Annotated in this window: 16 protein-coding genes; 6 read left to right on the top strand and 10 right to left on the bottom strand. The window is 68.0% G+C overall.

Annotated elements, in window-relative coordinates:
• The first annotated feature begins 1 nt into the window (after position 1).
• On the top strand, positions 2-1,237 hold the full coding sequence (locus C8D95_RS09345) for a putative DNA modification/repair radical SAM protein (RefSeq protein ID WP_109758901.1): 1,236 nt from the start codon (positions 2-4) through the stop codon (positions 1,235-1,237).
• The gene (locus C8D95_RS09340; protein ID WP_109758900.1) at positions 1,237-2,661 is read left to right on the top strand and encodes a UdgX family uracil-DNA binding protein; all 1,425 of its coding nucleotides are present in this window, start codon (positions 1,237-1,239) and stop codon (positions 2,659-2,661) included. The genes C8D95_RS09345 and C8D95_RS09340 overlap by 1 nt, the downstream gene beginning before the upstream one ends.
• Before the next feature lie 126 nt (positions 2,662-2,787).
• Here C8D95_RS09340 and C8D95_RS09335 read toward each other — a convergent pair whose 3' ends face one another.
• From C8D95_RS09335 to C8D95_RS09305, 7 genes are all read right to left on the bottom strand, one after another.
• The gene (locus tag C8D95_RS09335; RefSeq protein WP_109758899.1) at positions 2,788-3,387 is read right to left on the bottom strand and encodes a superoxide dismutase; all 600 of its coding nucleotides are present in this window, start codon (positions 3,385-3,387) and stop codon (positions 2,788-2,790) included.
• A 67-nt stretch (positions 3,388-3,454) separates the two neighbouring features.
• Positions 3,455-4,102: a DUF924 family protein gene (locus tag C8D95_RS09330; protein ID WP_109758898.1), complete on the bottom strand. Its 648-nt coding sequence runs from the start codon at positions 4,100-4,102 to the stop codon at positions 3,455-3,457.
• A 65-nt stretch (positions 4,103-4,167) separates the two neighbouring features.
• Positions 4,168-4,737 carry a sarcosine oxidase subunit gamma gene (locus tag C8D95_RS09325; RefSeq protein WP_109758897.1) on the bottom strand — a complete coding sequence of 190 codons (570 nt, stop codon included), beginning with the start codon at positions 4,735-4,737 and terminating at the stop codon, positions 4,168-4,170.
• The gene (locus tag C8D95_RS09320; RefSeq protein ID WP_109758896.1) at positions 4,730-7,741 is read right to left on the bottom strand and encodes a sarcosine oxidase subunit alpha family protein; all 3,012 of its coding nucleotides are present in this window, start codon (positions 7,739-7,741) and stop codon (positions 4,730-4,732) included. The genes C8D95_RS09325 and C8D95_RS09320 overlap by 8 nt, the downstream gene beginning before the upstream one ends.
• Positions 7,738-8,067 (bottom strand): sarcosine oxidase subunit delta, encoded by a 330-nt coding sequence (locus C8D95_RS09315; RefSeq protein WP_109758895.1) that lies wholly within the window; start codon positions 8,065-8,067, stop codon positions 7,738-7,740. Before C8D95_RS09315 ends, C8D95_RS09320 begins: the two co-directional genes overlap by 4 nt.
• A gap of 111 nt (positions 8,068-8,178) precedes the next feature.
• Positions 8,179-8,637: a hypothetical protein gene (locus C8D95_RS09310; protein WP_206508485.1), complete on the bottom strand. Its 459-nt coding sequence runs from the start codon at positions 8,635-8,637 to the stop codon at positions 8,179-8,181.
• Between the two features lie 127 nt (positions 8,638-8,764).
• Positions 8,765-10,009 (bottom strand): sarcosine oxidase subunit beta family protein, encoded by a 1,245-nt coding sequence (locus C8D95_RS09305; RefSeq protein ID WP_109759023.1) that lies wholly within the window; start codon positions 10,007-10,009, stop codon positions 8,765-8,767.
• 173 nt (positions 10,010-10,182) lie between these two features.
• On the opposite strand from C8D95_RS09305, the gene ccmI reads away from it, so the two are divergent.
• From ccmI to C8D95_RS09290, 3 genes are read left to right on the top strand one after another with little or no spacing between them, the layout of a single operon-like run.
• Entirely contained in the window at positions 10,183-11,388 is a 1,206-nt protein-coding gene (gene ccmI / locus C8D95_RS09300) for a c-type cytochrome biogenesis protein CcmI (protein ID WP_109758894.1), read from the top strand.
• The gene (gene ruvX / locus C8D95_RS09295) at positions 11,385-11,858 is read left to right on the top strand and encodes a Holliday junction resolvase RuvX (protein ID WP_109758893.1); all 474 of its coding nucleotides are present in this window, start codon (positions 11,385-11,387) and stop codon (positions 11,856-11,858) included. Before ccmI ends, ruvX begins: the two co-directional genes overlap by 4 nt.
• The gene (locus C8D95_RS09290; RefSeq protein ID WP_109758892.1) at positions 11,855-12,076 is read left to right on the top strand and encodes a DUF1289 domain-containing protein; all 222 of its coding nucleotides are present in this window, start codon (positions 11,855-11,857) and stop codon (positions 12,074-12,076) included. Before ruvX ends, C8D95_RS09290 begins: the two co-directional genes overlap by 4 nt.
• Positions 12,077-12,102: 26 nt before the next feature.
• On the opposite strand, the gene C8D95_RS09285 is transcribed toward C8D95_RS09290, so the two are convergent.
• Together C8D95_RS09285 and mutL are read right to left on the bottom strand one after the other, a co-directional pair.
• Positions 12,103-13,275: a DNA recombination protein RmuC gene (locus tag C8D95_RS09285; protein WP_109758891.1), complete on the bottom strand. Its 1,173-nt coding sequence runs from the start codon at positions 13,273-13,275 to the stop codon at positions 12,103-12,105.
• Positions 13,272-15,086, bottom strand: a complete 1,815-nt coding sequence (gene mutL, locus C8D95_RS09280; protein ID WP_109758890.1) for a DNA mismatch repair endonuclease MutL — start codon at positions 15,084-15,086, stop codon at positions 13,272-13,274. Before mutL ends, C8D95_RS09285 begins: the two co-directional genes overlap by 4 nt.
• A 142-nt stretch (positions 15,087-15,228) precedes the next feature.
• On the opposite strand from mutL, the gene C8D95_RS09275 reads away from it, so the two are divergent.
• Entirely contained in the window at positions 15,229-15,972 is a 744-nt protein-coding gene (locus C8D95_RS09275; protein WP_109758889.1) for a YebC/PmpR family DNA-binding transcriptional regulator, read from the top strand.
• Between the two features lie 48 nt (positions 15,973-16,020).
• Here C8D95_RS09275 and C8D95_RS09270 read toward each other — a convergent pair whose 3' ends face one another.
• A complete protein-coding gene (locus C8D95_RS09270) occupies positions 16,021-18,969 on the bottom strand; it encodes a methyl-accepting chemotaxis protein (protein WP_109758888.1) in 2,949 nt (982 codons plus the stop codon).
• Positions 18,970-18,982 lie beyond the last annotated feature (13 nt).

The raw sequence follows: 18,982 nt of genomic DNA, 5'->3' as shown, positions 1-18,982 counted from the left end.
TATGGCCAAGCGCACCCTCGAGGAAAAGCTCGCGATCCTGTCCGACGCGGCGAAATACGACGCCTCCTGCGCCTCGTCTGGGGGCGCGAAACGGGACAGCCGCGACGGCAAGGGCCTGGGGTCGGTCACCGGATCGGGCATCTGCCACGCCTATGCGCCGGACGGTCGCTGCATCAGCCTTCTCAAGATACTGATGACCAACTTCTGCATCTACGACTGCGCCTACTGCGTAAACCGCGTCTCGTCGAACGTCGAGCGGGCACGTTTTTCGCCCGAGGAGGTCGTCCATCTCACGCTCGAATTCTACCGCCGCAACTACATCGAAGGCCTGTTCCTGTCCTCCGGCATCGTCAAGTCTCCGGACGACACGATGGCCGACATGGTCCGCATCGCGAAGACCCTGCGGCAGGAGCACAGTTTCTGCGGCTACATCCACCTCAAGACCATTCCCGACGCCGACCCGAAACTGGTCGAGGAGGCGGGCCTCTGGGCCGACCGCCTGTCGATCAACGTCGAGCTTCCGACCGACACCGCCGTCCGCACCTTCGCGCCCGAGAAGAAGCCCGAGCAGATCAGAAAGGCGATGGCCGACGTGCGCGTGCTGAAGGAAAGCCGCGACGACGAAAGCTTCACCGGCAAGCGCCCGCCGAAGTTCGCCCCAGCGGGCCAGTCCACCCAGATGATCGTCGGCGCGGACGGCGCGACCGATGCCACCATCCTCGGATCGGCTACGCGCCTATACGCCGCCTACAAGCTGAAGCGGGTCTATTACTCGGCCTTCTCGCCCATTCCCGATGCCTCCTCCGCCCTGCCCCTCATCAAGCCGCCCCTGATGCGCGAGCATCGGCTCTATCAGGCCGACTGGCTGCTGAGGTTCTACGACTTCGGCCTCGACGAACTCACCGCCTCCACCACTGGCGGCAACCTCGACCTCGACGTCGACCCCAAGCTGGCCTGGGCGATCCAGAACCGACACCGCTTTCCCGTCGAGGTCAACCGCGCCGACCGCGAGACGCTTCTTCGCGTGCCGGGCTTCGGCACCAAGACCGTGAAGCGCATCCTCGCCACCCGCCGTCACCGCTCGGTCCGGTACGAAGACCTGACCCGAATGGGGGCGAACCTGCGCCACGCGAAACCCTTCATCTCGCTACTCGACTGGACGCCGCGCGGACTTCTCGACCTCTCCGACCTCCGCGCGCGCTTCGCGCCGCCGCCCGAACAGTTGAGCCTGATCTGATGCACGTCACCCTGCCCGAGATCGGAACCTTCGAGGCCTGGCGGGACGAGGCGCGCCGCCTTCTGGTCGCAGGCGTCCCGCCCGAGGACATCACATGGTCGCGCGGCGCACCCGATGCCGACCTCTTCGCCGCAGCCTCCCCGCTGCCGGAACCGACGGCCCCTGCCCCCACTGTCCCGAAAGCCTTCGTCGCGCTGGCCCGCGACGCCGTCTGGCACTCCGACACCGAACGCTTTGCCCGGCTCTACGGGCTTCTCCAAGCCGTCATCCGCGACCGGCGCGTGCTCGACGACCGGGGCGACCCCCGCGTCGACCGGCTGGAGAAGATGGCCAAGGAGGTGCGCCGCGACAAGCACAAGATGACCGCCTTCGTCCGCTTCCGCGAGATCGGCGACCCCGAGGCCTCGCGCCGCCGCTTCGCCGCCTGGTTCGAGCCGTCGCATTTCATCGCCGAGCCGACCGCGTCCTTCTTCGCGAAACGCTTCGGCGACATGGACTGGACGATCTTCACCCCTCAGTTGACCGTCCACTTCGAGGCGGGCGAGATCGCCTTCGCTCCCGGCGTGGACAAGCCGCCCCTGCCCGCCGACGCGACCGAGGACCTCTGGCGCACCTATTTCCGGAACATCTTCAATCCGGCGCGATTGATGGTGAAGGCGATGCAGTCCGAGATGCCGAAGAAGTACTGGAAGAACCTTCCCGAGGCCGAGCTGATCCCGGAACTGGTCTCGACCGCGCGAGCGCGAGCTCGCGAAATGGCTGAGGCGCTGCCTACATTGCCCCCGGTCCGCGCGGGGCGCATCACGGAGCGACTGATGGCCGAAGTGCCCGAGACCCGCGACGACTACGAGACCGCCCTCGACGGCTGCCGCCGCTGCCCGCTCTGGCAGGACGCGACACAAGCCGTCCCCGGCGAAGGACCGCGCGATGCCGCCCTGATGATCGTGGGCGAACAGCCGGGCGACCGCGAGGACCTGACCGGCAAGCCCTTCGTCGGCCCGGCCGGGCAGCTCCTCGACCGCGTCGCCGGGGAGGCGGGCATCGACCGCAAGGCCGCCTTCGTCACCAATGCTGTCAAGCACTTCAAGTTCACGCCGCGCGGCAAGCGCCGCCTGCACCAGAACCCGAACGCGCATGAGATCCAGCAATGCAAGTGGTGGCTCGACATCGAGCGCGAGCTGGTGAAGCCGAAGCTGATCGTCGCCATGGGCGGCACCGCGCTCGAAAGCCTGACCGGCAGCCGAAAGGGCATCCTCAAGCGCCGCGGGAAGATCGAGCAGGCCGAGGACGGCACGCCGATCCTCGTCACCGTCCACCCGAGCTATATCCTGCGCATCCCCGACCATCTGCGGGAGGCCGAGACCGCACGCTTCCGCGCTGACCTCGAACGTGCCCGCGCCTTCCTCGAACAGAAGGCCGCCTGATCTTCTTCTTGGCGCAAGTACTCCGGGGGCTCCGGGGGCAGCGCCCCCGGCGGGTCGGCGCCGCAGGCGTCGACACGAAAAGGCCCGCCGCATGGACGGGCCTTCGCAACGGGATCCGGACGCCGCTCACATGCGCGAGGCGACATTCTCCCAGTTGACCAGCTTGCCGAGGAAGTTCTCGAGGTAAGCCGGGCGTTTGTTGCGGAAATCGATGTAGTAGCTGTGCTCCCACACGTCGCAGCCCAGAAGGGCCGTCTGCCCGAAGCACACCGGGTTCACGCCGTTCTCGGTTTTCGTGACCTTCAGCCCGCCGTCGCTGTCCTTGACGAGCCAGGCCCAGCCCGAGCCGAATTGCCCCGCACCCGCTTCCGAAAACTTCTTCTTGAAGTCGTCGACCGAGCCGAAGCTGTCCTTCAGCGCGCTTTCGACCTCGGAGGGCATCTTGCTCTCGTCCGGGGTCATCATCTCCCAGAACTGGTTGTGGTTCCAGAGCTGGCTGATGTTGTTGAAGATGCCCGACTGGGCCACGGCGCCCTTGTCGTAGGTGCCCTTGATGATCTCTTCGAGCGACTTGTTCTCCCACTCGGTGCCCGCGATCAGCTTGTTGCCGTTGTCGACGTAGGCCTTGTGGTGAATGTCGTGGTGATACTCGAGCGTCTCCTTCGACATGCCCTTCGAAGCGAGGGCGTCGTGGGAATACGGAAGGTCGGGAAGGTCGAAAGCCATTTGGGGCCCCTCTCTGTTGCAGTTGTTTGCGCCTTACCTGTGGCGGTTCAGACCTCGGGTCAAGGGCTCACACCTCGGCGGCTTCTCCGGCGACCTTCCTGACATGAGGAAAGTCTCCGGTGGCGATATAGGCCTCTTCCTCGGGGGTCGACAGCCGCCCGAGGACGGCGTTGCGGTGCGGATGCCGTCCGAAACGCTCGATGATGCCGGTGACCCGCGCGGTCTGGCTGCGGAACCTTTCTGCCATCTCCAGCAGAGGCTCCTTCAGACGCGAGGCGACGCGGTCGGTCAAGATCCCAAGCATCCGCATCCGTTCGAGGTGATCCGGCCCCTCGCAATGGCTGATCGAGATGACGAAGAAGGTCTGCTCCCAGGGCGCCAGCCCGTCGAACGCGCCGTTCGCCACGCCCTCGAGCGCCAGCCGGCATGCCTTGATGTCCTGAGCGAAAGCCCCCGGCGTGTCGCGCCAGAGCGAGCGCGGGAACTGATCGAGGGCGATCAGAAGCGCCAGCCGGCCGCGCGGCGTCTCGGCCCAGTGATCCAGTTGTCCCCGCGCCGCGGCTTCGGTCAGCCCCGCGAAGCGCTCGCAGATCACGGCGTCCATCCCGCCTTGCATCCGCTCGTCCCAGAAGCGCGCGTGCGCCTCTCGGTCAAGCCAGTGTCCATTATCCGGGAACCAGAGGTCCAGCACCTCCTCGGCTCGGTGGTCCGTCATTGCGCCGCCCCCCATGCTGCAAAGGTGAGCTTACGTCACCAGTGGTCTGCAGGACAAAGGAAAACTCAAAAGTGCCCGACGTCGCTTCCCGGCGCTGCGGCATTCGACAGAAGCGCGAAGGCGTAGTCGGCGACCGATCGGAAGCAGATCAGCATCGCCTCGCCCTCGGCCGGAAACCAGAAGGCGGCGGCCACCTGCCCCAGCCTCGTGCGGCGGACCCGCCCGACCGGAAATGCCGAAGCGCGCAGATCGGCGGGCGAGAGCTTCGCCAGCACCTCGCGCACAAGCGCATCCCGGCCCGTGAGCCGAATGACGATCCGGGCCTGCGAAACGTCGGCCACCAGCGCGTGGCTTCCGTCAAGCGCGCGAGCGAGCGCCGAGGCCTTCTGCGCCGCTTCGTCGGCCGCGCAAAGGATCAGCGCCTCGTCCGGCGACATCCAGAGCGTGCCGCCATCGTCCGACCAGGTCAGCCCGCCCGCCTCGGGCAGATCCGACCCTGCCGCGGCCAGTGCGGCGCGCACGGTTTCGTCCGCCAGATCGGCCCGCACCGTCACCATCCCGACGGGACCCGCGTCCTCCACCGTCACCATTCCGGTGAAGCTTCGTCCCCGCAGCGCCGTCACAGCGTCAGACATCCTGCTTCACTCCCTCGGGGTCGTAGAACACCGGGCTCACGATCCTGGCCTTGACCACGCCGCCGTCGATCTTCGCGAAATCCAGCACCTCTCCCATACGATCCGGCCCCCGCTCGACAAGGCCCATGGCGATGCCCCGCTTCAGCGTCGGCGAATGATAGGTCGAGGTTACGCGTCCCTGCGTCCGCCGCTGGCCATTCTCGTTCACGCCCTCGTCGACCGCATAGGCGCCCTCCGGCAGCACCGAGCCGTCGAGCGTGTGAAGCCCGACCAGCTTCCAACGCAACGGGTCCGTCATGTGGTCGCGTTCCTGCGCGCGCTTGCCCAGGAAGTCGTCCTTCTTCTTCGAGATCGCCCAATCAAGCCCAAGGTCCTGGGGGATCACCGTGCCGTCGGTCTCGTCACCGATCATGATGAAGCCCTTCTCGGCGCGCAGGACGTGCAGCGCCTCGGTGCCATAGGGTGTGATGCCGAAGGGGTCGCCCGCCTCCAGCAGCCGGTCCCAGAGCGCCGGCGCCTGTCCGGCCGGGACTTGGACCTCGTAGGACAACTCGCCCGAAAAGCTGATGCGGAACACCTTGACCGGGATGCCGCCAAGCGTCCCCGCCTTCCACTGCATGAACGGCAAGGCAGCCTTCGAGAGGTCCATGTCGCCGCCCACGGCCTCGAGCACGTCGCGCGCGCGCGGACCGACGACAGCGATCTGGCCGTATTGCTCGGTGACGTTCACGACCCAGACCTTCCAGTCCCACCACTCGGTCTGAAGCCATTCCTCCATGTGACCGTGGATGCGATCCGCGCCGCCCGTTGTCGTATGGCAAAGCCAGGTGTCGGCATCGAGCCGCGCCACCACGCCGTCGTCGATCAGGAAACCGTTCTCGCCGCACATCAGGCCATAGCGGCATTTCCCCGGCGCCAGCGTCGACATCATGTTGGTGTAAACCATGTCGAGGAAACGGCCCGCGTCCGGCCCTTTCACGAGGATCTTGCCAAGCGTCGAGGCATCGAGAAGGCCCGCCGATTGCCGTGCCGCCGTCACCTCGCGGGACACCGCGTCGTGGACGGACTCCCCGCCCTGCGGATAGGCATAGGGCCTGCGCCAGTGACCGACCGGTTCCCAATGCGCGCCGTTCTTCTCGTGCCAGTCGTGCATCGGCGTCCTGCGGATGGGCTGGAACAACTCGCCCCGCGCCTCGCCCGCGATGGCGCCCATGGTGATCGGCGTCCACGGGGGGCGGAACGTCGTCGTTCCGACCGAGGGAATGGGAACGCCAAGAGCGTGAGAAAGCACGGCCAGGCCGTTGATGTTGCTCAGCTTCCCCTGATCGGTCGCCATGCCGAGCGTGGTATAGCGCTTGGCGTGCTCGACGCTTTCGAAGCCCTCTCGCGCGGCAAGTTCGACGTCCGTGACCTTGACGTCGTTCTGGAAGTCGAGCCAGGCCTTCGCGCGCCGCTTGTAGGGAGCGTTCTCCGGCATGATCCACACCGGCACCATCATCTGGCGCACTTCCTCCTCGGCCTCGGGCGCGCGCCCCGTGGCGCGTCGGCCCGTCGCCTCGGCGGCGGCCTGCCCGGCGGCGAAGGCGTCGCGCAGGACAACCTGCGTCGTCACCGCCCCGTTCGCAGTGCCCGCGGCGCGGACGAAGACCTCGCCGTCGGCACCCCTCGGCGCCGCGTCGGGGTCGGGTCGGAACATGCATTCGTCGTCGTTCCACGCAAGCTTGCCGCCCGCGTGGCTCCACAGGTGGACGGCGGGCGACCAGCCGCCCGACATGGCGACGCAGTCCGCCGCGAAGTCCTCAGTCACCGTGCCATCGCCGGCCTGCTCGCAGGCATAGACTGTCTCGACGCGGCCCTTGCCCTCGACCATCGAGACGCCACGGCCGGTAAGAACCCTCAGCCCCGCGCGCCGCGCCTCCTCCGAGAGCGGACCCCGTGCGTCGGTTCTGGCATCGAGGATCGCGGGCACCTCGAGCCCCGCCGCCTTCAGCGCCAGGGCGGTCCGGTAGCCATCGTCGTTGTTCGTCACGACCACGGTCCGGCGTCCGGGGACAACGGCGTGGTTCACGACATAGTCCCGAACGGCGCTCGCCAGCATCACGCCCGGAAGATCGTTCCCGGCAAAGGCCAGCGGCCGTTCGATGGCGCCCGTTGCCACGACGATCTGCCGCGCCCGCACCTTCCACAGCCGGTGGCGCGGGATTGCCGTGTCGGGTGCGTGGTCCGTGAGACGTTCGTAGAGAAGCGCGTAGCCGTGGTCGTACACGCCCGCCCCCATGGTGCGCGTCCGCAGGCGCACGTTGGACATGGCGGAAAGGCGGTCGCGCATCTCGGCAATCCAGTCGGACGCCAGGGCGCCGTCGATCTCGCCGCCATCGACCGCAGCCCGTCCGCCCCAGTGCGCCGTCTCCTCGACCAGCATCACCTCGGCCCCGGCCGCCGCAGCGGCGAGCGTGGCCGTGAGGCCAGCAATTCCACCTCCGATCACAAGGACATCTAGGGCAATGTTGAAGTGCTCGTAACGGTCCGCGTCGCGCTTGCGCGGAGGTTGCCCCAGACCGGCCGATTGCCGGATCACCGGCTCGTAGACATGCTTCCAGAAGCCGCGCGGCCACATGAACATCTTGTAGTAGAACCCGGCCGGCAGGAACCGCGAGAGTCGCGCGTTGATGGCGCCCAGGTCGAACTCGAGGCTCGGCCAGTGGTTCTGGCTCTTCGCCTCCAGCCCGTCGAACAGCTCGGTCGTGGTCGCGCGCGCGTTCGGCTCGAAGGTCTTGCCCTCCCCGAGACCCATCAGCGCATTGGGCTCTTCGGGGCCATAGGCGACGACACCGCGCGGGCGATGATATTTGAACGACCGTCCCATCATCAGCTGGCCGTTCGCCAGAAGGGCCGAGGCGAGGGTGTCTCCGCGGAGACCCTTGAACGTCTTGCCGTTGAACGTGAAGCTCACAGGCACGTCGCGGTCGATCAGCCGACCGCCGGAGGGCAGTCTGTGGCTCACGCGAAGTCCCTCCAGGTCCAGCCGGGGTGCCTGGCCGTGATGCGGTCGCGAACCTCCTGCGGCGGCTCGGTGCTTTGCGCCTCGTAGGTCCCGAAGACCTCCATCGTGACCGTGTGCCGCGCGGCCAGGAACCACTTGCCGCAGCCATAGGCATGTCGCCAGCGCTCGAAATGGACACCCTTCGGGTTCTCGCGGTGGAACATGTAACCCTCGAACTCCGCATCCGAGGCACCGGGTCCGAAGCGCTTTAGGTGCGCTTCGCCACCCGCCGCAAGCTCGGTCTCGTCGCAGGGGATACCGCAATAGGGGCAGGTCAGGGTCAGCATGGCCTCTCCGTCTGAAACCTGATCGGGACGGATGGTCCACGCATGGAAAGGGCGGCGTCCGGAAGGACGCCGCCCAGTATGGGGCGCGAGCCCCGTGTCAGATCGCCCGGCTTAGTTGGCCGGAGCGGGAACGACCTCTGCGTCGTCAGCCGGAGCAGTCGTCTCGGCAGCGGGAGCGTCGGCGGCAGGAGCCTCGGCAGCAGGAGCGTCGACCGCGGGAGCGGTCGCTTCCGGAGCGGTTGCATCGGGAGCGGGGACGATCGCATCGGGGGCAGGCTCGATCGCGTCGTCAGCCGGAGCGATCGCATCCGGTGCCGGCGTAATCTCATCGCCTGCGGGCAGCGTGGCGTCGTCGACCGGGACGGCCGTATCGACGGTCGAGCCTTCAATGACCTCGTCATCCGCCGCGCCGCCGAAAAGGAACAACGCGCCCACGATGACGAGCAGCGCGATGATCGCGCCGACGATGAGACCCGACGAGCTGGAACGCTCGGTCTTGGTGTGGGACGTGCGTACCTCGCCGCGCGGCGGGGTCGTTGTGTTGTCGGTGCGGGTATAGGTGTCGGCCATGGTCGGCCCTCCTGTGTTTCTGTGAAGCAGTCTGACCTCACAACATGGAGAAACCGGTCCTGGTTCCGCTGCCGTCCCGCCGATGCGCGGAGGTCCGCGCATGCCTTGTATACAAGGCGCCGCGCCATCAGTGCGCCACTCCCGCCGCGACGCTCTCGTCGACGAACCGACCCTCTCGGAACCGTTCCAGCCCGAAAGCCGCACAAAGCGGGCTTTCACCCTTCGCCATCAGCTCCGCAAAGCCCCAGCCCGACCCCGGGATCGCCTTGAACCCGCCCGTGCCCCAGCCGCAGTTGATGAATATGCCTTCGACAGGCGTCTTCGACAGGATGGGCGAGCGGTCGCCCGTCATGTCCACGATCCCGCCCCATTGCCGCAGCATCTTCAGGCGCGAGATCATCGGGAAAGTCTCGATCAGCGCGCGGACGGTTTCTTCGATGTGATGGAAAGAGCCGCGTTGCGTGTAGTTGTTGTAGCCGTCGGCGCCGCCGCCGATCACCATCTCGCCCTTGTCGGACTGGCTCATGTAGCCGTGAACGGTGTTCGCCATGACGACCACGTCCATGCAGGGCTTGATCGGCTCGGACACGAGCGCCTGGAGCGCCACGCTCTCGATCGGCAGCCGGAACCCCGCCATTGCGGCCAGGTGCCCCGAATGCCCCGCGACCACGATCCCCAGCTTGCCGCAGCCGATGTCACCCCGCGTCGTCGTCACCCCGGTGACGCGACCGCCCTCTGTCGTGACCCCGGTCACCTCGCAGCGCTGGAGAATGTCCATTCCCATCTCGGAACACTTCCGCGCATAGCCCCAGGCAACCGCATCGTGCCGCGCCGTGCCGCCTCTCGGCTGCCAGAGCGCGCCGAGGACCGGGTAGCGCGGTCCACGCGTCTCGATGATCGGGCAAAGCTCCTTCACGCGCTCAGGTGTGATGAATTCGGTCTCGACGCCCTGCAGCGCATTGGCCTGCGCGGTGCGGCGATAGCCCCTGACCTCGTGCTCGGTCTGCGCCAGCATCATCACGCCGCGCGGGCTGAACATGACGTTGTAGTTCAGGTCCTGGCTCAGGTTCTCGTAGAGCGCGCGCGATTTCTCATAGATCGCGGCCGACGGGTCCTGGAGGTAGTTCGACCGTATGATCGTCGTGTTCCGCCCGGTGTTGCCACCGCCGAGCCAGCCTTTCTCGATCACGGCCACGTTGCGGATGCCGTGGTTCTTGCCGAGGTAATAGGCCGTGGCCAGCCCGTGCCCGCCCGCGCCGACGATCACGACGTCGTAACGCCGCTTCGGCTCGGGGCTGCGCCAGGCGCGCTGCCAGCCGGTGTGGTTCCGGAAGGCTTCGCGCGCGACGGCGAAGACGGAATAGCGGCTCATGGCTTCCCCATTCGACCGGGTTCGGACGATCCCCCGACTCTTCGTCGCAGGATTGACCAAGCGGCGTCCGCCGACAAGCGGAAGGACGACACCCCGTTTCGGCATGGCCCGGCAGGGGCCCTGCGGCGCTTCGACCCTTTCCGTCCGCGCGCGGTGCGATTAAGTCGGGAACCATGTTCTGGATCGTCGCAGGTCTGATCGTCGCGGCCGTCGCCGCAAGCCTCCTCGCGTCGCTGCGAGTGCGGGGCGCGGGGCTGTCGGGCGGGGCGTCCGACCTTGCCGTCTATCGCGACCAGCTCACCGAAATCGAGCGCGACCTGTCTCGTGGCGTCCTGCGTCCCGCCGAGGCCGAGGCCGCGCGGACCGAAGTGTCGCGCCGATTGCTGGACGCCGACGCCCGCGCGACGGCGGCGTCGGCCGCAAAGGACGGCGCGCGCCTGCCCGCCGCCCTTTTGATGATCGCAGTCCTTCTTCTGGGTGCGGGCGGGCTTTACGCCCTGATCGGCGCGCCGGGTACGCGCGACCTGCCGATGGAGGCGAGGCTCGCCGCCATTCAGGAAGCCGCCGCCGCGCGTCCGGGCCAGGCCGAGGCCGAGGCGCTGGCGGCCCCCACCCTGCCCGCGGCGCCGGAACCCGATGCGAATTTCCTCGATCTGATGGAGAAACTTCGCGCGGCATTGGAAACCAGGCCCAATGACGCGCAGGGCCTCGCCCTTCTCGCCCAGAACGAAGCGCGCCTCGGCAACTTCACCGCAGCGCGAGAGGCCCAGGAAAAGCTCATCGCCGCAAAGGGCGAGGATGCGACCGCCGACGACCTCTCGATGCTCGTGGACATGATGGTCTTCGCCGCCGGCGGCTATGTCTCGCCCGAGGCCGAGGCGCGCCTGCGACGCCTGACCGACCTCGATCCCGAGAACGGAGCGGGGCAGTATTACGCCGGGCTGATGCTGGCACAGAACGGACGGCCCGACCGCGCCTTCCCGATCTGGCGCCGCCTGCTCGAGACGGGGGCGCCCGATGCGCCCTGGGTGCCGGTCATCCGCGCCGAGATCGAAGGCCTCGCCGCCGCCGCCGGGGTCGACTATGCCGTGCCGGCCGAGCGGGGGCCGACCAGTGCCGATGTCGAAGCCGCCGCCGACATGACGGACGAGGACCGCCAAGCCATGATCGGGGGCATGGTCGAAGGACTGGCCGAGCGCCTTGCCACGCAGGGCGGCCCGCCTGAGGACTGGGCGCGGCTGATCGGCGCCCTCGCCGTCCTGGGCGAGAGCGAGCGGGCCAGCGCGATTGCGGTCGAGGCAAGGAACGCTTTTGCCGGAAACGACGAGGCGTTGGCGATCATCGCCGCCGCCGCCTCACGCGCCGGGGTGGCGGAATGATCGCCGCAAATATGGACGACTTTCGGGCCGCCCTGCCCGTCCACGGCCCTCTCGCGGGCCTCGACCTTGGCACCAAGACCATCGGCGTGGCGGTCTCGGACGGCTTCCGCAGCGTCGCGACGCCCCTGCGCACGGTGACGCGGACGAAATTCGGGCAGGACGCCGCCGCCCTCCTCGCCATCTGCGACGAGCGCATCATCGCCGGGCTTGTCCTGGGACTGCCTTTGAACATGGACGGAACCGAGGGGCCGCGCTGTCAGTCGACGCGCGCTTTCGCACGGAACCTCGAACGGCTGACCGCCCTGCCGATCGCCTTCTGGGACGAGCGTCTGTCGACCGTCGCGGCCGAGCGCGCGCTTCTCGAAGCCGATACCTCGCGCCGCCGCAGGGCCGAGGTCATCGACCACGTCGCGGCGTCCTACATCCTTCAAGGGGCGCTCGACCGCCTAAAGCACATGGGGGCCGCATGATCGAGACGCCTTGCGTGAACATCTGCGTCATTCACGCCGAGACCGGGCTTTGCCTCGGATGCCGCCGCTCGGGCGACGAGATCGCGGCCTGGAGTTCCATGAGCGACGAGTGGCGCCGCAACGTGATGGAGGAGTTGCCGTCACGCTCGGCGCATCCCGGCCGCCGCGGCGGCCGGTCGGGCCGGATGTCGCGCGCCGGACGCGGTCGCGAGGACTGAGGGCGCGGACCGGGGCTCTGCCCGCGTCAGGTCTCGCGTCGCTCGGTCAGCCGCACCACGGGCGCAGGTTCGGCGTCGCTTTCCTCGAAGTCGAAGTTGTCGAGCCGCGCCGCCCGCTTTCCCGCCCGCTCGGCCGCGACGGTGATCCCCTCGACGTCGCGGCGGGCCTGGTCGAAATGCGTCTCGAGCTTGCCCGCGCGTTCCAGCACGATCTCGACGTCGCGGTGAAGCTGCGCCAGGGCCTTGCGGATCTCGCCCGCCTGCTCGCGCATCCGGGCGTCCTTCAGGATCGCCCGCATGGTGTGGAGGGTCGCCATGCAGGTCGTGGGCGACACGATCCAGACGCGCGCGGCAAAGCCCTCGCGCACCACCTCGGGGAGGCGCGCATGCAGTTCTGCATAGATCGCCTCGGAGGGCAGGAACATCAGCGCCCCATCCGCCGTCTCGCCCTCGAGGATATAGCGGTCCGAAATCGCCTTGATGTGGACGCGCACCGCCTGTTTCAGCCCGCCGAGCGCGCGCTTGCGCTCCTCGTCCGTTCCTGCGGCGACGAGCGCCTCGTAGGCCTCGAGCGGAAACTTCGCGTCGACCACGATCGGTCCCGGCGGGTTCGGCAGGTGGATCAGGCAGTCCGCCCGCTTCCCGTTCGAGAGCGTCGCCTGCCAGGTATAGCTGTCGGTGGGCAATGCCTTCGACACGATGTCGCGGAGCTGGATCTCGCCGAAGGCGCCGCGGGTCTGCTTGTTCGACAGGATGTCCTGAAGCGACAGCACGTCGCCCGACAGCTTCTCGATGTTGGCCTGAGCCTTGTCGATGGTCTCGAGCCGCTGTTGAAGGTCGCCGAGCGACCGCGCCGTGCGCGTGGCCGAGCCTTGCAGGTTCTCGGTCATCTTCGAGGAGACCTCGGCCAGCCGCTGCTCCATCAGCCGCAGCATGTTCGCCTGGCTCGCCGCCTGCGCCTCGGAGACGTGGGTCAGGCCGCCGGACAGCCGGTTCTGCCCGTCCGACAGGGCCTCGACGCGCTGACCGAGCAGGCTGAGGTGGCCCGCGAGCGGCGCGATCATCTCGGCCGACCGCCCGGCGCGACGCACCGACATGACAAGGAGGATCAGGACCAGGAACACAAGCGCCCCCGCCGCCAGTGCAGCCTGCACGGTCGGGTCGTTGAGGTCGAGGGTTGTCTCGCCGAACCGGATCATCGCCGTCCGAACAGCCTTTCGATGTCGTGGAGCTTCAACTCCACATAGGTCGGCCGGCCGTGGTTGCACTGGCCGGACAGGGGCGTCGCTTCCATTTCGCGCAGGAGCGCGTTCATTTCCTCGACGCGCATCCGCCGCCCGGTTCGGACCGAGCCATGGCAGGCCACCCGGCTGAGGACGGCGTCGATGCGGGCCTTGAGCGCGGTCGACTGACCCAGATCCTGAAGCTCGTCGGCGATGTCGCGGACAAGGGCTGCCGCATCGCAGGCGCCGAGGATTGCGGGCGTCTCGCGCACCACGACGGCGCCGGGGCCGAAGGGCTCGACGATCAGGCCGAGTTTCGCCAGATCCTCCGCATGGGCGAGAAGTGCCCCCGCCGCCGCGCCGAGATCGACGATCTCGGGCACCAGAAGCGCCTGGCTGGCGACACCCGTGCCCTCCATCTGCGCCTTCAGGCGCTCGTAGACCAGGCGTTCATGCGCGGCATGGGCATCGACGAGGATCAGGCCGTCGCGGGTCTGCGCGAGGATGAAGTTCTCGTGGACCTGCGCCCGCGCCGCACCGAGCGGCTGGTCGAGGGGCGCGTCGTCCCCCGACGTCTCGGCGCGCGCCGACGCGGGAGCGAAGGGCACCGGAGCCTCGGCCATGTGCGTGCGCGGCAAGGGTGCAGGTCGCGAGGCGAAGTCCATCTGGTAGACGCGCGGACCTGCGTCGGACGGCGCGCGGAACGCGTCGAGCGTCGCCTCGGCCACGGTCGAGGACGCCCGGTGACCCGCTCCGGCAAGTGCGCGGCGCAGGCCCGAGACCACGAGGCCGCGGGCCGTGGCCGGGTCGCGGAACCGAACCTCGGACTTCGCAGGATGGACGTTCACGTCGACCATCGCGGGCTCGCAGTCGACGAAAAGCACGGCGGCCGGATGGCGGTCGCGGGACAGCACGTCCATGTATCCCGCCCGAAGCGCGCCGGTCAGAAGCTTGTCGCGCACCGGGCGGCCGTTGACGAAAAGATACTGGTGCACCGCCGACCCCCGCGACCATGTCGGCAGAGCGGCGAGGCCGGTCAGGTGCAGGCCCTCGCGCTCGGCGTCGACCGCGATGGCGTTCGCGGCGAAATCTGGGCCGAGGATCGCCGCCAGCCGCGCCGTCAGCGCATCGCGCGGATCGCCGGTTTCGGCCGCGACCGCGAAGACCTCACGCGGGGCGTCGGTGGCGTCGGAGAGGGAGAACCGGGCGTATGGCTCGGCCATGGCGAGGCGGCGCACGACATCGGTCACCGCCTGCATCTCGCCGCGTTCGGTGCGCAGGAACTTCAGGCGCGCGGGCGTGGCGTAGAAGAGATCGCGCAACTCGACCACCGTGCCGGGCCGCCCTGCGACGGGTCGAACCGGACCGGGCGCGCCGCCCTGCGCCTCGATCCGCGCGGCGTCGCAGCCCTCGGGGCGCGAGGTCACGCTGAGACGCCCCACGGCGGCAAGCGAGGCCAGCGCCTCGCCGCGGAAACCGAAGGTGTGGATGTTCAGAAGGTCGGACCCGTCGATCTTCGACGTCGCGTGGCGCGACAGGGCGAGCGGCAGATCCTCGGCCGCGATGCCCGAGCCGTCGTCGGCGACGCGGATCATCCGCCGCCCGCCGTCGGCGACCGTCACGTCGATCCGTCGCGCGCCCGCGTCGAGCGCGTTCTCGATCAGCTCCTTGACGGCAGAAGCCGGGCGCTCCACGACCTCGCCCGCCGCGATGCGGTTGATCGCAGCGTCGTCGAGCGGGCGAATCCGACCGGGCTCGATGCGTATCTTGGGGTCGGCTACGTGCATGACACTAGGGATAGCATCGCTTGAGTCGAGCGTCCATCGCGGAACGGCGCGGCCGGGCGGCTTGGGACGGCCTTGCAAAGACCGCAGGAAGCGGCCTATATCCGGGCCGAATTTCGAGGTGCGGCAAGGACGAGGGAACGCCATGGCAGGCCACAGCAAGTGGGCGAACATCCAGCATCGCAAGGGGCGCCAGGACAAGGCGCGCTCGAAGCTGTTCTCGAAGCTCGCCAAGGAGATCACGGTTGCCGCCAAGATGGGCGATCCCGACCCCGAGAAGAACCCGCGCCTGCGCCTCGCCGTGAAGGAAGCGCGCACGAGTTCGGTTCCGAAGGACGTGATCGAGCGCGCGATTTCAAAGTCGCAGGCCGGTGATGGCGACGATTACGAGGAGATCCGCTACGAGGGCTATGGTCCCGGCGGCGTCGCGGTCATCGTCGAGGCGATGACCGACAACCGCAACCGCACCGCCTCGGTCGTGCGCTCGACCTTCGGCAAGCACGGCGGCAACCTGGGCGAGACGGGCTCGGTCAGCTTCATGTTCGAGAAGAAGGGCGAAATCCTCTATCCCACCACTGCCGGCGACGAAGACACCGTGATGATGGCGGCGATCGAGGCCGGCGCCGAAGACGTCGAAAGCTCCGACGAGGGCCACGCGATCTATACCGCCGACACCGATCTCGCCGACGTCTCGGCGGCGCTCGAGGCGACACTTGGCGAGGCGGAATCCACCAAGCTCGTCTGGCGGCCGACCACGACCACCGAACTCGACCTCGAAGGCGCGCAGAAGCTCTTCCGGCTGATCGAGGTGCTCGAGGACGACGACGACGTGCAGCGGGTGACGGCGAACTTCGAAGTCTCGGACGATGTGATGGCGCAGCTCGACTGACGCCATCGCCCGCATGGGCTGCGGAGTAGTTCCGCAGCCATATGCGCGTCAGGCGGCGTTCAGTTCGCGCGAGGCGCTGCGGCCTATGTTGAAGCGTCGCGTCGTCGCGGTGAGGGCATTCGCTTCTTTCGCCAGGGCCTGAGCCGCGGCCGTCGATTCCTCGGCCATCGCGGCGTTGTGCTGGGTCGCTTCGTCCAGTTGCGAAAGGGCGGCGTTGATCTCGGTCAGGCCGTTCGACTGCTCGCCCGTCGCCTGCGCGATCTGCCCCACGTTGTCCGAGATCTGGAGGACGGAAGCCGCGATGCTTTCAAGTGCGCCACCCGCCTGGCCGACGAGGGACACGCCGCGGCGGACGTGATCGCGCGAGGCATTGATGAGACCCGTGATCTCGTTCGACGCCTCGAGACAGCGCTGCGCAAGGGCCCGCACCTCGGAGGCGACGACCGCGAAGCCGCGACCGGCCTCGCCCGCGCGTGCGGCCTCGACGCCCGCATTGAGCGCCAGGAGGTTGGTCTGGAAGGCGATCTGGTCGATCACCCCGATGATCTTCGACACCTCCTGCGAGGAGGACTCGATGGCGGTCATGGCCGAGGCGGCCTCGCGGACGATGCCGCCGCTTTGCTCGGCGTTCTGGCGGGCGTGGCGCGCGATGCGGGCCGCGGCTTCCGCGCCCGACGCCGAGGATGTGACGGAAGCGGTCAGCTCTTGCAGCGCCGCCGCGGTCTCTTCCAGCGTTGCGGCCTGGCTTTCGGTGCGGCGGGACAGCTCGGTCACCGACGAGTGGATGCCGGCCGCTTCGCCGTCGATGAGCTGTGCGGTGTCGACCACCGCCCCGAAGGCGTCGGACAGGCGCTTCACCGCGGTGTTGAGGTCGACGCGAAGCTGATCGAACTCGCTTGAGAAGGCGTCGTCGATCCTCGCCGTAAGATCGCCCTCGGACACGCGGGTCAGGGTGACGCTGAGCGCGTTCACGACGTCGGCCAGGTGCTGTTGCCGCTCGGCGCGGTCGCGTTCTGCCGCGTCGATTTCCAGCTGCGCCTCGGTGACGTCGACGCCGATGACCAGAAAGCCCGTCGTCTTCCAGTCCTGGTTGGGGACCGGGTTGAAACTGCCGTCGAGAACGCGGTCGCCGGTTCCGCCGATGATCTTGAACTGACCCGTCGTGCCCTCGCCCTGCACCGCCTGAGCCCAGATATCCGTATCGGGACTGTCGATGCTTTCGACAAGACCGCGGCCGGACGTGCCGATGAGATCGTCCCGCGACCGGCCAAGCATGGCGCAGAAGCGATCGTTCACGGCGCTGACCGTGCCGTCGAGGTCAAGCTCGAGCCGCGCCTGCTGGCGATCGATGGCGCGCACCAGCACTTCGGACGCCATCTGGAAGGTCTGGTTCTTCAGGTCGAGAACGTAGCCGATCGCGTTGCCGTCGCGGTCGTGGACGAGGTCGACCAGAAGGCCGACATAGCTTTTGCCGACCGACAGCTTCTTGCGAAGTGCCAGATTGCGGAAATCGGACATCTTTTCCCGGACCTCGAGCGGCAGGAAGGACATCTGCGTCAGGTTCATGCCGCACAGGTGGTCGAGGGTGATCTCGCCCTCGATCTCGAAGTCGCTCGCGTTTTCGTTGACGAGGCGGGAAAAGGCGGCGTTTGCGCCGACGACGTTCAGATCGAGGTCGGTCAAGAGCATCGGCCCGCCCGTCGCCTCGAAGGCCGCGCTTTTGAAGGCGGCGTCGCGCGCGCTCGCCTCCGCCTCGGCGAGGTCGGCGCGGAAGGCATCGACCGACTGCGCGATGGCGCCGATCTCATCGCCGCGCCCTGTCGCGGGGACAGGTGTCCCGAAATCCTTTTCGGCGATCCGGCGGACCGCGGTTCCCAGCGCCACCAGCGGGCGCGACAGGTTCCGCGAGACAAAGAGCGACGCGACGCCCGCGACCGCCAGAAGGATGAGGCTTCGCAGAAGAAGGCTCATCCGCAAGGCTCCCAGGGGCGCGAAGATCTCCTCGGACGACTGGAGCGTGAGCATCACCCAGTTCGTGCCGTGATAGGACACCGGCGCGTGGTAGGCCATCGTCGCGCCCGGGCCCTCGCCGTAGGTCGTCGTGCCCGTGGCCCCCGCGATTGCCGCGTCGAGCGCCGGGTTGCGAACCTCGCGCTTGAGGATGTCGTTGGTTTCGGTCCGGACGGAATCGGACCGCAGAAGCCCGTCGGGCCCGACCAGGAAGGAATCGCCCGTCTCGCCCAGGCCCGCACCGTGTCCCGAGGCGGCGGCGCTGATCTCGCCCACGGGCATCTGGAAGGCCACGACACCAACCCTTGCGCCGGTTTCGTCCGACACCGGACGCGCGATGAAGGCGGCCGGCAGCCCGTTGCTGGGCCCGTAGACGGCGAAGTCAGAGAAGACGACGGTCGCTTCCTCGGCGTCGAGCACGGCGCGATAGACCTGTCCCAGCCCGGTGTCGCGCAAGTCGCCGTCCAGCACGTTCGAGGCGAAGTCACGCTCCTTGAAGACCGAGTAGAGGACGTTGCCCTCGAGGTCGAAGAGGAAGACGTCGTAATAGCCTGCCGCGGTCATCAGAGTTTCGAAGATCGGGTGAAAGCGGCGGTGCGCGACGTCGTACAGCCGGCCGCCGGGCGATTCGATGAGGAGGTATCTCTGATCGGCGGGATAGGTGTTGTCGTCGATATCCTTCTGCAACTCGTCGCGGGGCGCGTCGAGAGCATCGAAGCCGGTGTGAAAGGCCCGGATGGCGAGGGCGGTCTGAAGATCGCCGGCGGCATGTTCGAGGTCCTCGTCGATCTTCAGCAGCAGTTCCTCGATCCGGTCCGAGTGCAGCGCGCCGATGGCCGTCAGCCGCGCCGTCGCCTCTGCTTCCAGCACCGAGCGCATCGAAAGGTACGACTGCACGCCCGACACGCCGATGGTCATGGCGACGAGAAGCCCTATGAGCACGGGAAGTTTCGCGCCGATCCCGACGCGATCGAGAAACGAGAACATGAGGTGTCCAATC

Source organism: Silicimonas algicola (genome assembly GCF_003148765.1).
GTDB classification, from domain to species: Bacteria; Pseudomonadota; Alphaproteobacteria; order Rhodobacterales; family Rhodobacteraceae; genus Silicimonas; species Silicimonas algicola.
This window is presented reverse-complemented; position numbering and strand designations above follow the sequence as displayed.